The sequence below is a fragment of the Candidatus Buchananbacteria bacterium genome, assembly GCA_013359225.1.
Lineage (GTDB): Bacteria > Patescibacteriota > Patescibacteriia > Buchananbacterales > UBA6539 > JABWCG01.
On sequence record JABWCG010000002.1, the window covers coordinates 114,202 to 128,221 of the forward strand.

Consider the following 14,020-nt stretch of genomic DNA (forward strand, 5'->3'; position numbering starts at 1 on the left):
GTATGTTTAAAGAGGAAAAACGTCAAGCCGTTCATATCTTACTTTTGGTTTTTGCTTTTAGTCTAAAATATTTAAATCGGACCACAGCGGCGTTGTTGTTGTTCGGATTTTTGTTAGTGGTGCTGTTTATTGTTCCCCGATTGCGTGGACGACATCATTTTTATCGCCGGGAAGATAAAAAATATAGCCAGGGTGCGGTAAATTATTTTTTGGTGCTGTTGGTGTTGGTGTTAGTTTTTCCGTTTGAGGTAGTGGCTGCGAGTTGGGGGATTCTGGCATTGGGTGACGGCATGGCAACACTGGTCGGTAAAAATTTTAAAACCCAAGAGCTGGCCTGGAACAGGAATAAGAGCTATATCGGTAGTGTGGCATTTATACTGTTTGGAACAGTCGGCGCTTATGTTTTGTTGCGCTGGATGTCGCCTGATTTGACAACTTTGTTTGTGTTAGGGGTAAGTTTCAAGGCCGCGACGGTATCGGCTATCGTTGAAAGCCTGCCCTGGAAAATTGATGATAATATTTCCGTGCCCTTAGTTAGCGCTGTCGTTGTGTCCTGGCTTATTTAGTTCGACTGTTTTGGGGTTGAAAAAAATGCTAAAATCAGCTAAGCTATTTTTATGTCAAAAAAGCAAATGAAAAACGAATTGATGGATAAAATTGTCTCTTTGACCAAACAAAGAGGCTTTATTTTCCCATCCTCAGAAATTTACGGCGGCTTTGCCAATACGTTTGATTATGGTCCGCTTGGGGTTGAATTAAAAAACAACATCAAGCGAAAGTGGTGGCGCCGATTTGTGCATGGTCGTGATGATGTCGTCGGTATTGACGCCTCATTGATTATGAATCCCCGGGTTTGGGAAGCTTCCGGGCACTTGAAAAATTTCACCGATCCGTTAGTTGATTGTAAAAAATGTAAGAAACGCTTCCGGGCCGATCATTTGCTGGCTGCTAAGGGCATTAAACCTGATTTAGGAACAATGAAAGAGGTTCCTAAGGAGTTAAAAATTTGTCCGGAGTGTGGCGGAGAATTAACCGAAGTACGAAAATTCAACCTGATGTTTAAAACGTATATTGGTCCGGTTGAAGACGACGGTGCTGTTGCATATTTGCGGCCGGAAACCGCTCAGGCAATGTTTGTTGATTTTAAAAATGTTGTCGATACGACTCGCGTTGGTTTTCCGTTTGGGATCGCCCAGGTTGGTCGGGCATTTCGCAATGAAATTACTCCCGGAAATTTTATATTTCGTACTCGAGAATTTGAACAAATGGAAATTGAATATTTTATTCAGGAAAAAGACTGGCAAAAATATTTTGAACATTGGTTGGATGAAATGAAAGCCTGGATTGAGGCGTTGGGTATTTCACAAAAAGACGTAGTGTATCGGGAAATTCCTAAAGATGAACTGGCACACTATTCAAAGCGGACAATTGATATTGATTTTAAATTTCCGTTTGGACAAGATGAGCTGTATGGCTTGGCCTATCGAACCGATTTTGATTTAAAGAATCACACCAACTCCAGCGGCCAGGATTTATCCTACACTGACCCAAAAACTTCTGAAAAATTTGTGCCACATGTGATTGAACCGACTTGGGGCGTGGATCGAACATTGTTGGCAGTGTTGGTCGCCGCCTATCATGAAGAAAAAGCGCCAACTGCCGATGGTAAAACCGAAACTCGGGTGGTGATGAAATTTCCAAAAGATTTGGCACCATATCAGATTGCGGTATTGCCGTTGTCTAAGAAAGAGGAATTATCGAAATTATCTAAGGAAATTTCCAAAACATTACGAAAATATTTTTCGGTTAATTACGACGAAACACAAAGTATCGGCCGCCGCTACCGCCGCCAAGATGAAATTGGTACCCCGTATTGTATTACGGTTGATTTTGACAGTTTGACTGATCAATCAGTGACAGTCCGTGATCGTGATTCAATGAAGCAGGATCGAATTAAGATTGCTCAACTGGCAGAATATTTAAAGAATAAATTAGAATTATAACGTGCACCAAAGCAGTAAATTGAAAAATGGTTTGCGATTAATACTGGCACCGCTTACGGAAACAAAGGCGGTGACAGTTTTAGTATTGCTGCCGGTTGGTTCTCGCTATGAGACCAAAAAAATTAATGGCGTTTCGCATTTTGTTGAACATCTATTGTTTAAGGGTACGGCGAAGCGGCCGACTAGCCTAGACATTACCAAAGAGCTTGATGCTGTGGGCGCCGAGTATAATGCTTTTACCGGCAAAGATCATACTGGTTATTACATCAAGGTTGCGGCTGAACGCATTGAATTAGCGTTTGATATTTTATCCGACATGTTGTTTAATTCCACTTTTGACCAGGCGGAAATAGACAAAGAGCGGGGAGTGATTATTGAAGAAATCAATATGTATAACGACAATCCGCTGATTCATTTGGGTGGACTTTTCGAACAAACGATTTTTGGCAATCATCCGCTGGGTTGGTTGATTTCCGGCCCTAAGCAGGTGATAAAAACCGTTTCGCGCCAGCAGATTGTGGCTTACAAACAACAACATTATCAGCCGCATAATATTGTATTGACAGTGGCGGGTAATTTTAAGACTAACACCGTCAAGAGGCTGGCTAATCAATATTTTGGACTCGCATCAAAAACAAAAAACAAAAAAAGTTTCAAAAAAATTCAGATTAGACAATCTCAACCGCGGGTGAATATATTGTATAAGGATACGCAGCAGGTTCAGTTGGGGCTTGGTTTTCCGGCATTTGAGACGGCAAACCCCAAAATTTTTGCTTTATATGTTTTGGCGGTTATTTTGGGCGGCAATATGAGTTCCAGGTTGTTTATCAATGTTCGCGAGAAACACGGTTTGGCGTATTATATCAGAACTGATTTAAGCACTTATCACGATACGGGAAACTTTTTGGTCCAGGCCGGACTTGACCGCAAGCGGATTAAAGAAGCTCTTGTCCTAATTATTGCTGAACTTCAAGATATTAAGGCTAACGGTGTAACTCCGAAAGAATTGCGCGCCGCAAAAGATTTTTTAAAGGGTAAGCTGATTTTAGATCTAGAAGATTCTGAAAATATTGCTGATTGGTATGGCAAACAAGTTTTACTTTTAGGTAAAACATATACGCCGGCTGAGAGGCTGAAAAAGATTTCAGCGGTAAGTCTTTTCGATGTTGCCACAGTGGCAAAAGAGATTTTTCAATCAAAACATTTTAATTTGGCAATGATTGGTCCGTTTAAGAATTCAGCTGAGTTTAAAAAACTGTTGAAACTTTAACCTGTTGCTATATCAAAAAGACCCTTCGTGAAAACCAAAGGGTCTTTTTGATTGGACTGTCAGGTAAAAATAATCAGCGCCAAAAAAGTTAAAAGAAATATTGCCTGAATTGTCATGCCGGCTTTAAAAGGCACTGTCAGACCTTTTAAGGCGTAGTGCAGGTTCCAGTGGATCGAAAAATATTTTTCAAGCAATTTAGTCTTGGTGAGAACATAAATGCCCTGGAGAAAGTCCGGCATAATTGTTCCGGCAACTGCGAAAAGCGCCACCCAAAAGTTTTGAATCTGCCCGGTTAAGTATAGGCTGGTGAGGCTGATAGTCATTACAATAACGTCAATGGCGGTTAACTTTTTTAGCAGTAAAACCTCATGCGCCGAAAACTTGAATTTTTCTTTTACCAGAGTGGTGTCTCCATGGGGGATCATATCAAGCAGGAAATGAGAAAAAAATCCCAGCACAAAAGCAAGGCCGATATTATTAGTTTGTTCGGCGATTAAAACTCCGGCGGCCGAGTGAACAGTAAGAAACATTAGATCAGCGGTTTAATGATGACAATCAAAGCAATAAGCTGGGTGAGGTGCCCCAGAATAAAAGAGATATTTTTTTCCGGCGAGTAGTGGACAAGATGATGAAAGTCGTTGAATTTTTTAAGAAAACGGTTTTTGGGGAATAAGAAACTTGATGCCTGGAGAATGTCAGGTAGGATTGATCCAATTACCCCCCAGATAATCGGTCCGGTAATAAGGTGAATATTGTTAGTTAAAAGTGCCGCGACAATAATGACGGCAACACAGATTTCAAAGTAGACTAGGGCGACGATTTTGTTAAAGTATTTTCTTCGTAATGTTTTGGCGTTGTGGCCTTTAGAATCGATATTGGCGTCGGCATGTGGCATCATGTCCAGGAAAAAGTGGGAAATGAAGCCGACAATGAATGAAATCAGTGAGTGATTAATGGTGCTGCCAATTAAAACCCCGGCGGCAGCATGGATTGACAAGTACATAGTTTATTTTATTAGTCCTTTATTTGTCTTTGAATTAATTTTAACAAAAAAAAATTGACTTGAAAAGACAAACAAAAAACCCTTTAAACAAGAAAGGATTTTTTAATCTATCTGGTAGCGAGGGTGGGGATCGAACCCACGACCTAAGGGTTATGATTCCTTTGCTCTACCAACTGAGCTACCTCGCCGTATGTATAAGACACTTTGGTTGCGGGGGCGGGATTTGCACCCGCGACCTCCAGGTTATGGGCCTGGCGAGCTGCTACTGCTCTACCCCGCGTCGGTTTGATTACCTGGTTACTATATAGTAAATTGTCTCTACTGTCAACGTTTAAACATATAAAAAAGCGACAAGCTGGTCAGCTGGTCGCCTGTGGCAGTACTTCGTACTGCAGCTGTGTTACCCCCTTGCGGGTAAAACCTAAAAATTCCGCTGCCGCTTTGGAGACGTCGAGGTCTCGGCCTTTAACAAAAGGACCGCGGTCGGTGATAGTGACGGTTAAGGTTTTACCGTTATCCGGATTGGTCAGTTTGACCGGTGTTCCGAATGGGAGATCTTTGTGGGCAGCCAGGTGCTTATCTCGACTGTTGAAGACGTCACCGTTTGCCATCTTGTTGCCAGGTAGGTTATACCAGCTAACGGTGAGAGTCGGTTTTTCCGACAATGGCGTCATTTGGGGGCCGACGATCAGACTTACTGCCACGACAAAAATAGCACAGTTCACTTTCTTTCCCTCTCATTTGAGCTTTAAGTAGATGAATAGCGCGACAAGGCCCACCCTTGTCTTTAGAGCCGTTCTTTTATTCAAAGCTGCAGTTTCCTAAAGAGCTAAGTTTTTATTATACACTTTTATTTCAGTCTGTCAAGAGTTTTTAATAAAAGAAGAAGAGTTTTTTAAAAAACTCTTCTTCTTTGTTTATTTTTTATTGTTTTAGAGTTGCTCTCGGTAGTAACCAATTGGTGTTGGATCAAATATTTTTCCATCTAAATAGTGGGAAACTGCATCAATAATATCGTGATCTCGCAGGACGCCGTCGGCTTTAAGCTTTTTAATTTCTTCAAGAGTAAACCAGCGGGCATCCATAATCTCTTCTGGATCAAGCTGGATATTTTCTGTAACTGGTTCGGCGGCAAAGATGAATTTAACGGCATGGACTGTCCGGCCGGTCCGGGCACTTTTTTTAATAAGGGAATAGACTCCAAGAAAACCGACAATTTTTATTTTTAGGCCTGTTTCTTCTTCTGCTTCTCGTTTAGCGCCATCAATGATATTTTCGTAAAGGTCAATCCAGCCTGCCGGATGATTCCAACTGCCTTTTTCAGCCACATTTTCTTGGACTAACAAAAAACGGTCGTCTTTTTTGATCAGACAACCACCGGCGATGAAGGGTTGGGTTACTACTCGGTTTTCTACTGGAACTTGTTCCATAATTTTTTCACCCACCTTGCTTGATGGCAAGGCGAGACTGGTGCCCGAGGAGAGACTCGAACTCTCATGCCTTTCGGCACACGATTTTGAGTCGTGCGTGTATACCAATTTCACCACTCGGGCGTAATTACAACAAAGTCAATTATAATGCACTATTTTAAAATTGTCAAAGGAGGTTTTTTCTACTATAATATAGTCATGTCGCGCACCATTGCTATTGTTAATCAGAAGGGCGGAGTCGGCAAGACTACTACCGCTATCAATTTGGGAGCTTATCTGGCCTGGCTGGGTAAGTTTGTTTTATTGGTTGACCTTGACCCGCAGGCTAATGCCACATCCGGCCTGGGACTTGATTTAAGTAAATTAACCCAGGGTGTTTATAACACGCTGATTGAACCAATTTCATTTCGGGAGATTATTAAAGGCACGTCGCATCCGGGCTACAAGATTGCGCCGGCAACGGCTGACCTGGCTGGGGCGCGCGTTGAATTAGTTAATATGGATGAACGGGAATTTCGGCTTCGCCAGACCATGCTTGAAGTAAAACATGATTATGATTATATCATCATTGATTGTCCGCCTTCGCTTGATTTACTGACCATTAACGGTTTGGTAGCGGCTGATGAAGTTGTAATCCCAGTTCAGGCTGAATATCTTGCTTTGGAAGGTTTAGGGCAACTGCTTGGCACGGTTGATTTGGTTAAAAATAATCTTAAGCCCGAGCTTAATGTTTTGGGCGCAGTAGTAACAATGTATGACAAACGAAATAAGCTTTCGGCCCAGGTGGTTAATGAACTAAAAGAGCACTTTCCTTTTAAGCTTTTTAATACCATCGTTCCGCGTAATGTCCGCCTGACTGAATCGCCCAGTTTTGGACAGACAATTTTATCATATGACAGCCGGTCAAGTGGTGCTAAAGCCTACGAAGATCTGGCGCGGGAAATTATTGAACAAGAAAATTATCTTTATTAGCTATGAATAAAACTCAAGGATTAGGCAAAGGATTAAGTTCGCTTATTCCTCCCAAAATTGATCGAACCATCATGCCGTCAGGTTCGGAAGTGTTGCCGGGCGAAGAAACTGTTGTTCAGATGCCGATTGAAAAAGTTAAAGCTAACCCAATGCAGCCGCGGAGTAATTTTGACCATGAGGGCCTAGAAGACCTAACTAATTCAATCCGAGAACACGGTATTTTGCAACCGCTAATTTTGACGCACGGCGATAATGGTACCTACCAGGTAATTGCCGGTGAGCGTCGTTTGCGCGCTTCACAAATTTTGGGGCTTAAAACTGTTCCATCAATTGTCCGTGATATTAAGGAACAACAGAAGCTGGAGCTGGCGTTGGTTGAAAATCTACAGCGTCGGGATTTAAACCCGATTGAAGAGGCGGTGGCATATCAACGCCTGATTGATGAGTTTAGTTTAACTCAAGAAGAAGTTGGCAAGCGGGTTGGTAAAAGCCGTTCAGTCATTACGAACGCATTGCGACTGTTAACACTGCCGTCAGAAATTCAGAAAGCCTTGATTAACAATAAAATAAATTACAGCACAGCCAGGGTTATTGTTGGTTTGCCGCCTCAGGAGCGCTTGAAATTTTTTCAGAAGGTATTGCAGCAGGATTTGACGGTCCGGGCTGTTGAAAATCAGGCGCGTCAAGTCACCGTGAAACGTCAGGCGCATAAAACTAAAGATCCTAATATCGCTACCCTTGAAGAGCGGATTGAATCATTGTTAGGGACGAAAGTAACAATTAAAAAATCAGGCGATGGCGGCCAGATTATTATTGACTATTATTCCCCAGAAGAGCTAGAAGGACTTATTGAAAAATTTGGTGATTAGTAGTTTTGGCTAGCAGACTTAATTCTTCCTTTAGCGGCTCCGGTTTTAACAAATTGGAGCCAGTCTCGGCTGGGGCCCCTGCGATTTTTATCGGTGATGATATCAACGACATCACCGTTTTTTAATTTAGAGTCCAGACTGGCAATTTGATTATTAATTCTAGCACCGGCGCAGTGGTCGCCGATCCAGCTATGAACGTGGTACGCAAAATCAACCGGTGTCGCGCCTTCGGGCAGATCGATAACGTCACCCTTGGGTGTAAAAACAAAAATCCGGTTTTGGAAAAAATCAATCGTTAAAGATTGTAGGTACACTTCATTGTCTTGGATTTCTTTTTGCCATTTAACTAAATCTTCAATCCAGGTTAATTTTTTTGGCAACGTGTAGCCAGGGTCGCCGATTTTTTTATTTGTCTGGCGACTTTCTTTTTCTTTGTATTGCCAGTGGGCGGCGATACCGTTTTCTGCCTGGTCGTGCATTGCCGGAGTACGAATTTGAAACTCTACAATTTTTCCTTCAGTACAAAAGACAGTGGAATGTAGTGATTGATAGCCATTTGGTTTTGGTTGAGCAATATAATCTTTAATCCGGCCCGGCAATGGTTTCCATAATTTATGGATAACTCCAAGTGCTTGGTAGCAGTCCTCAACTGTTGGTACAATGATTCGCAGTGCTACTAGGTCGTAAATTTTTGAAACGTCCCCATTGTAATGAGGTTTTTGTAGTTTAAGATAGAGACTGTAAAGCCGTTTCTGCCGCCCATGGATGGAAGTGGTTTTTATTTTTTGAGCCGCTAATTCTTTTTCAACGATTTTAATCACCCGGTTAATGTATGCCATTTTCAGTTCAATTTTTGGCAAGATATCTTTTTTCATCCATTCATATTTTTGTGGGTAAACATAAGGAAAAGATAAATCTTCAAGTTCACCTTTAATTTGTCCCATACCGAGACGATTGGCGATTGGTGCATATATTTCTAGGCTTTCCTGGGCAATTCTTTTTTGTTTTTCTTTGGGCAGTGCTTCCAAGCTACGCAAGTTATCTAGGCGATCGGCCATTTTAATGAGAATAATACGAATATCTTGGGCCATTGAAATAAACATCTTTCGTAGATTCTCGGCATATTTTTCCATTCCGCGGTATTTAATGATACCAAGCTTACTAATGCCGCCGACTAGTTTGGCAATATCTTCGCCGAAGTTTTTTTCCACTTCAACCAAGCTGTATGTTGTGTCTTCCGGAACGTCATGGAGCAGAGCGGCAATGACAGTGTCTTGGTCAAGGCCCAGTTTAGCAACGGTTATGGCAGTTCGCAGAGGATGATTAATATAGGGCTCTCCCGACTTTCTATTTTGTGTCTTATGAGCTTCTTCGGCAAATTCATAAGCGAGTTTAATCAAGTCAAAATCATAATTGGCGGGCGCTCGTTTGAGATAAGGGAAAATAGGCACTCGGCTAGTGACTTTATGGTTTTCTTTAAGAATTCGAAATAGTTCTTCAATTGGTAATTTGTTGCTAGTCATGGCATTTTTTAGTATAATAATTGTAAAGGAATTAGATATAAAAATCAATTTTTCTATGAGTTTACCTTTTTTTAGTTATTCAACATTACCGTTGGTGTTATTAGTGGTCTTGGTAGCCATTATTTTTTTTATGTGGCGTAAGGGTGGAGCAAGTGGCCCATATAATGCTAGTGGTAATGCAACTCCAACTTTAAATCAGTATGCTAAAGATTTAACCAAAATGGCCGCCGACGGAAAGCTTGATCCGGTGATTGGTCGCAATGAAGAAATTGAACGCGTGATTCAAGTGTTGAGCCGCCGGACTAAAAATAATCCTGTCTTAGTCGGAAAGTCCGGCGTCGGCAAAACCGCCATCGCTGAAGGTTTGGCACAAATGATTGCCGGAAAGAAAGTGCCAAAAATTTTAGAAAATAAGAAAGTGCTCGCCCTAGATCTGACCGGTATTATCGCCGGCACAAAGTATCGGGGAGAATTTGAAAAACGGATTAAACAGATTGCCGACGAGATTACCGCTGCGAAGCGCAGCATCATTTTATTTATTGATGAGATTCATACTTTGGCGGAAGCCGGTGGGGCTGAGGGAGCAATTGACGCCGATGACATCTTAAAGCCGGCCTTAGCGCGTGGTGATCTGCAGGTAATTGGCGCAACCACTGCTGAAGAATACAAAAAATTTATTAAAAAAGATGTGACCCTTGATCGACGGTTGCATCCAATTTTAGTTGATGAGCCGACCAAGGAAGAAACCGTTAAAATTTTAGAGGGAATTAAGCGCAAGTATGAGCAGTTTCATAAAGTGAACATTACCAAAGAAGCAATCTTAGCGGCGGTTCATTTGGCTGAACAGCATATTAAGAATAAATCATTTCCAGATAAAGCAATTGATTTAATGGATGAAGCGGCGTCGAAGGTCAGCATTGAAAATGTTACTGATGAATCAACTGCTAAAAAAACAACGTCCCAAAAGAGGCTGGCGGATAAAAAATCATGGCCGCAGGTTGGCGTAGCGGAGGTGCAGGAGGTAATGCAGGAGTGGCAGGAAAATAAATTTTTATAAATTGTTACTATTTTAATGTCTAAGACTAAATCGGCACTATTAAACACCCTCGGCTTGTTCTTTTTATTTTATGGCGTTTATGCTATTGATTATTCGGTATATCGTGATCATTGGTCGTGGGTTTTTTGGATTTGTTATATCGGCTTGGTAATTATGGGTGCGGCAATATTATTGCGGAATTCAATGGTAATTATCAGTCAATTATATATTTTAACTATTCCACTATTAATTTGGCTGACTGATTTTTTTTCGCGCGTTTTTACCGGACACCATTGGTTTGGAACCACAGATTATTTCTTTGAAGAATTATTATTACCGGCCCGGATTATCTCGCTGGAACATTTTTTCCTTTTGCCCTTGGGGTATGTGGCATTTTGGGCTTTGGGAGCAAAAGCTAAGGGGGCGTGGGTCATTAGTATTATTGAGGTGGCAGTCATATATTTTATGGTCAGATTATTCACCGACGCTGTCCAAAACGTTAACTGTGTTTTTGAGTCGTGCTTTCCTTCAGTTCCGTCCGACGCGCTTTATCCAATTCGTTGGTTTGCAATAATTCTAGGGATGATTTTAATTACCTGGTTTTTAAATTTCATGGTACTTTATTTAACTAAAAAAATTAACTATAATAAAAAATAGGTTTGGAAAATAACTAATAAATTTTATGAACCAACAAAACGATTTGCAAACTAAAGTAAAATCTCGGGTAAGCAGCAAAGTGGTCCTGGCGGGTATTGCCATTGCCACGCTGGTTGGTGTTTCGCTGGTTACTGCCAGTCTGGTAACTCCGGCCGGTACCGGAAATTTTTATGCCGGCAGCGGTGATATCAAACTCCCGCCGCCAAAGCCGGCTTGTCCGGTGGGAGGTTATGCGGAGAATGGAAAGTATGTTTATATTTGTGAAGAGGACGGTACGGCTGCTCGACATACGTGTGATAAAAGATTAGAAGATGCTAATGGTGTTGAGTTGTATCGCTGTTTAGATTCAAGTGGCAATACAGACAATGATCAGGTGTGTTGCTTGGAGGAAGCTCCTACGTGTCCGGCGAATTATTCCATTTGTGGCAAAGACGCTGGTGCTGTCTGTTGTAGTGCTAATGAAACTTGTGAATCTAAAAAATGGCCACCGGTTGTGGGGGATACAATTTATTTTTGTAAACCAAAAACGTGTCCCGATCCGGCGAGGCCAAAATTGTGCACCGGTAGCACCAATAATGCTTGTTGTGCAAGTACCGATAGCTGCGGCACGAGCGGCATTGGTATTGCATACTGTAAGCCCACAGGCTGCACTGATCCAAACTGTGGTGATATCTGTTGTACTGATAATGAAATTTGTGTGACCAAAACTGGCACACCTCCAGTTTGTCAGCCAAAAGATCCTTCATCTTGTGATACCGATGGGGTTGATAATGTCCCTGGTAATAATGATGATCAAGAGTATTGTCAGGGAAGGGGTGAGTATGCCGAAAGAAAACGTTGTTGTCCGGTCCGTACTTGTTTTGTAATGCCTAATGGATATCCGCAATGTAAGACAAATTAAATTTGTTTTAGAAATAGAGCCCGCTAAAGCATAGTGCTTAGCGGGCTCTTTGGTTTTCGGGGGGGGTTATTTAAGCAAAGCCCATTTGACAGGCCCTGCAAGCTCTTTGGCAGTTTGGACAAGAAAGACCTTGTCGCGAATGCTTAGTTCCTGAAGGTTGATCCAGGGAAACAAGTTGACGAACTTTATTCCAAGCTCATCGAGGTTCTCCTGGGTCCAGGCTTGCTGGTTGAACTGAGTGAGTGCTTCTTGTTGTGGCGGGGTCAAATCGTTGGGAATTGATTCCCAGACTTTGTAGTACTGAGAAGCTTGGTTGCTGATGATATTGGTGCTGACGCCGATGTCTTGGAGCGCTTGGAGGCGCTTGATGATGTCGGCGGTGTTGCCGACTGTCAGCCAGGTGAACCCGGCACCAGAAATTTCGGGGCCGTTTTCCCATTGCTTCTCTCCGTACTTGACGGAGGTGTAGTAGCAACGAACTGCCGTCCAGCGCCCATCCTGATTGACTTCAGTAACCGTTGACAGCTCGTAGTCGCCAAGTTTCGGCGAGTTGAACGCGATGTTCATGCCGTTAAGGTCGCACCAGGCCACCCAGACCGTTTCCGTTGTCGAAGCTTTGACTTTCTCTTGTTCGTTGGCGATGACAACTGCCAACGGCTTAGGTTCCGGGTAAATCGGATATGCGTCCGAGCATTCCCCGGGTTTCGGATTCGGGTTGCCGCGACCGCAACGGATCTTGGATTCACGGTGCGAGTCCAGCAGGAGTGCGGTACCCCAGCCAAGCAGTTCAACGGCTTGCGGGTTTTTGGTTTCAGCCTTTGTGACAGCGGCTGTTAACTGTTTGACGAACATTTCGTCGGAGATGTTGGTTGGGCGCTCGGCAGCAAAGCTTGCCAAGCATAGCGTGCAGGTGAAACCTGCAAGAACTAACGTCTTCATCTTAAATATCCTTCCCCATGGAAAGTGGCTTGTAACCATAATTCACAACAGGTGAATAATGGTTTTCAAGACCGTTGTAGGGTACATTTTCTATAGTATATATTATACTATATATTCATTTTTTTGTCAATAGTAAGACAATATAATTAAAAACACCTGCTAGTTATAGCAAGTGTTTTTAAACGACTAAAATTTATTGTTGATTATATTATTATAAATCGCCGCAACTAGAAAAATTACAATTAATGTAATAGCAGGCCTTGTTGTCCGGATTGTTGGTGCCGCGAGTTTTTTCATCAACGTGAACTAACTGGGTTGAGCCGGCTTGGCCACAAATATTTTTTTCGGTGACATTGCATTCGCGTAAGACATTTAGGCCGGAAGCGGCACCCCTAATTTTTGTTTCGGCGGTAGCAGCGTCGCCAGTGCAGCCGCTACCGGCTGAAGTGGCAGCGCCGGCACAAGCGATATCTGCAGCTTGTCCGGTGTCGTGCGCGCTTTTGTTTTCATTGTTCCAATCGCTGAAGGGGACAAATTTATCGTCTTCATCACCGCGGTAACTGCTGTTGAGTACGCAGCTAGCTGGCAGTGATTCGCACTTGGGTGGTGCGCCGTACATTTTGCTGTACATTTTTGCAACCTTTCTTAAGAAGGTGTGAACGCCGGTAACATCTTTACCGCCGATACCAACCGTGTAAAGCTTTCGCGCTGGATCAGCAGAAGTGTTGGCATTGTTATCGGTTGCTGCGCCGTCATAATTTCCGGCGCTGTAAACAGGGCAGGCGCAATCAATGTGGACTGCAATCATGAACTTAAATTGTTTTTCCATATCAGTTTGGCTGATGTTGCCGTCGTTTAGCGCATCAATCAATCCGGCGCGTAGACTAATGACATCACTTAAGGCGGAGCTTTTTTCAATATCAGTGGCATTACAATCGCAAGAGCTTTCATCTCGTTCGCCTTGTCCGGCAATGTCTGGGCAAAATGCATACCAATTAGTGTTAGGATCGTTGTCAGTTGCTCGAGCTTTGCAATTGTCTCTGGTAGTATGATCGCCATTATCGCCAAATAATCCTAACCCCGTAACGCACCAACCAGAAACGGGGATTGGGATATTACTGAGATTAATGTTGCCGCTGCCGGCGTAAAAATTACCAACTCCTCCGGGAGTTAAAAGAGAAGCAGTCACCAGAGAAGCGGCGGCAATGATTATGATTATTACTGAGGTAATAACAACCCTATTATTAACTTTAGTTGTTGAAGTTACCTTTAGTTTTGGTTTTTTGGAAATCATACATATTTCCTTAATTTGTTAATACTGTTTTAAGTATATCATAATCTTGACAAATTTAAAAAAGTATGCTAAGGTGTCTTTGTTGATGCTGGGGAAACCCTGCAAACTTGGAAAAATACCTTG

General features: G+C 42.5%; 15 protein-coding genes and 3 tRNA genes. 8 read left to right on the top strand and 10 right to left on the bottom strand.

What is annotated here, in order from left to right; all coding sequences use genetic code 11:
- Nucleotides 1-2: 2 nt before the first annotated feature.
- Genes HUU49_03700 through HUU49_03710 form a run of 3 tightly spaced genes read left to right on the top strand, consistent with a single transcriptional unit; the run spans nucleotide 3 to nucleotide 3,273 of the window.
- Nucleotides 3-566 carry a hypothetical protein gene (locus HUU49_03700; GenBank protein NUM25697.1) on the top strand — a complete coding sequence of 188 codons (564 nt, stop codon included), beginning with the start codon at nucleotides 3-5 and terminating at the stop codon, nucleotides 564-566.
- Between the two features lie 51 nt (nucleotides 567-617).
- A complete protein-coding gene (locus tag HUU49_03705) occupies nucleotides 618-2,003 on the top strand; it encodes a glycine--tRNA ligase (protein ID NUM25698.1) in 1,386 nt (461 codons plus the stop codon).
- Between the two features lies 1 nt (nucleotide 2,004).
- Nucleotides 2,005-3,273 carry an insulinase family protein gene (locus HUU49_03710; GenBank protein ID NUM25699.1) on the top strand — a complete coding sequence of 423 codons (1,269 nt, stop codon included), beginning with the start codon at nucleotides 2,005-2,007 and terminating at the stop codon, nucleotides 3,271-3,273.
- Between the two features lie 59 nt (nucleotides 3,274-3,332).
- On the opposite strand, the gene HUU49_03715 is transcribed toward HUU49_03710, so the two are convergent.
- The 7 genes from HUU49_03715 to HUU49_03745 all read right to left on the bottom strand — a co-directional run bounded on the left by HUU49_03715 (nucleotide 3,333) and on the right by HUU49_03745 (nucleotide 5,829).
- Nucleotides 3,333-3,803: a hypothetical protein gene (locus HUU49_03715; protein ID NUM25700.1), complete on the bottom strand. Its 471-nt coding sequence runs from the start codon at nucleotides 3,801-3,803 to the stop codon at nucleotides 3,333-3,335.
- Nucleotides 3,803-4,276, bottom strand: coding sequence for a hypothetical protein (locus tag HUU49_03720; protein NUM25701.1), 474 nt, complete (start codon nucleotides 4,274-4,276; stop codon nucleotides 3,803-3,805). The genes HUU49_03715 and HUU49_03720 overlap by 1 nt, the downstream gene beginning before the upstream one ends.
- Nucleotides 4,277-4,388: 112 nt before the next feature.
- A tRNA-Met gene (locus HUU49_03725) sits at nucleotides 4,389-4,464 on the bottom strand.
- A 17-nt stretch (nucleotides 4,465-4,481) separates the two neighbouring features.
- Nucleotides 4,482-4,556 (bottom strand) — tRNA-Met (locus tag HUU49_03730).
- 79 nt (nucleotides 4,557-4,635) lie between these two features.
- Nucleotides 4,636-4,950 (bottom strand): septal ring lytic transglycosylase RlpA family protein, encoded by a 315-nt coding sequence (locus HUU49_03735; protein NUM25702.1) that lies wholly within the window; start codon nucleotides 4,948-4,950, stop codon nucleotides 4,636-4,638.
- 258 nt (nucleotides 4,951-5,208) lie between these two features.
- Complete coding sequence (locus HUU49_03740; protein NUM25703.1) at nucleotides 5,209-5,706, bottom strand: NUDIX domain-containing protein; 498 nt, start codon at nucleotides 5,704-5,706, stop codon at nucleotides 5,209-5,211.
- A gap of 38 nt (nucleotides 5,707-5,744) precedes the next feature.
- A tRNA-Leu gene (locus HUU49_03745) sits at nucleotides 5,745-5,829 on the bottom strand.
- Between the two features lie 75 nt (nucleotides 5,830-5,904).
- On the opposite strand from HUU49_03745, the gene HUU49_03750 reads away from it, so the two are divergent.
- Nucleotides 5,905-6,678: a ParA family protein gene (locus tag HUU49_03750; GenBank protein NUM25704.1), complete on the top strand. Its 774-nt coding sequence runs from the start codon at nucleotides 5,905-5,907 to the stop codon at nucleotides 6,676-6,678.
- 2 nt (nucleotides 6,679-6,680) lie between these two features.
- A complete protein-coding gene (locus HUU49_03755) occupies nucleotides 6,681-7,547 on the top strand; it encodes a ParB/RepB/Spo0J family partition protein (GenBank protein ID NUM25705.1) in 867 nt (288 codons plus the stop codon).
- Here the strand turns inward: HUU49_03755 and HUU49_03760 are convergent.
- Nucleotides 7,544-9,070, bottom strand: coding sequence for a bifunctional (p)ppGpp synthetase/guanosine-3',5'-bis(diphosphate) 3'-pyrophosphohydrolase (locus HUU49_03760; protein NUM25706.1), 1,527 nt, complete (start codon nucleotides 9,068-9,070; stop codon nucleotides 7,544-7,546). The genes HUU49_03755 and HUU49_03760 overlap by 4 nt on opposite strands.
- Between HUU49_03760 and HUU49_03765 the strand changes: the two genes are divergently transcribed.
- The 3 genes from HUU49_03765 to HUU49_03775 are packed head-to-tail and all read left to right on the top strand — an operon-like array spanning nucleotide 9,069 to nucleotide 11,664.
- Entirely contained in the window at nucleotides 9,069-10,127 is a 1,059-nt protein-coding gene (locus HUU49_03765) for an ATP-dependent Clp protease ATP-binding subunit (protein ID NUM25707.1), read from the top strand. The two genes, HUU49_03760 and HUU49_03765, sit on opposite strands and share 2 nt — an antisense overlap.
- A 15-nt stretch (nucleotides 10,128-10,142) precedes the next feature.
- The gene (locus HUU49_03770; GenBank protein ID NUM25708.1) at nucleotides 10,143-10,763 is read left to right on the top strand and encodes a hypothetical protein; all 621 of its coding nucleotides are present in this window, start codon (nucleotides 10,143-10,145) and stop codon (nucleotides 10,761-10,763) included.
- A gap of 25 nt (nucleotides 10,764-10,788) precedes the next feature.
- Nucleotides 10,789-11,664 carry a hypothetical protein gene (locus tag HUU49_03775; GenBank protein NUM25709.1) on the top strand — a complete coding sequence of 292 codons (876 nt, stop codon included), beginning with the start codon at nucleotides 10,789-10,791 and terminating at the stop codon, nucleotides 11,662-11,664.
- A gap of 66 nt (nucleotides 11,665-11,730) precedes the next feature.
- On the opposite strand, the gene HUU49_03780 is transcribed toward HUU49_03775, so the two are convergent.
- Both HUU49_03780 and HUU49_03785 read right to left on the bottom strand, forming a co-directional pair.
- Nucleotides 11,731-12,642 (bottom strand): hypothetical protein, encoded by a 912-nt coding sequence (locus HUU49_03780; protein ID NUM25710.1) that lies wholly within the window; start codon nucleotides 12,640-12,642, stop codon nucleotides 11,731-11,733.
- Between the two features lie 172 nt (nucleotides 12,643-12,814).
- A complete protein-coding gene (locus HUU49_03785) occupies nucleotides 12,815-13,897 on the bottom strand; it encodes a hypothetical protein (protein NUM25711.1) in 1,083 nt (360 codons plus the stop codon).
- Between the last annotated feature and the right edge of the window lie 123 nt (nucleotides 13,898-14,020).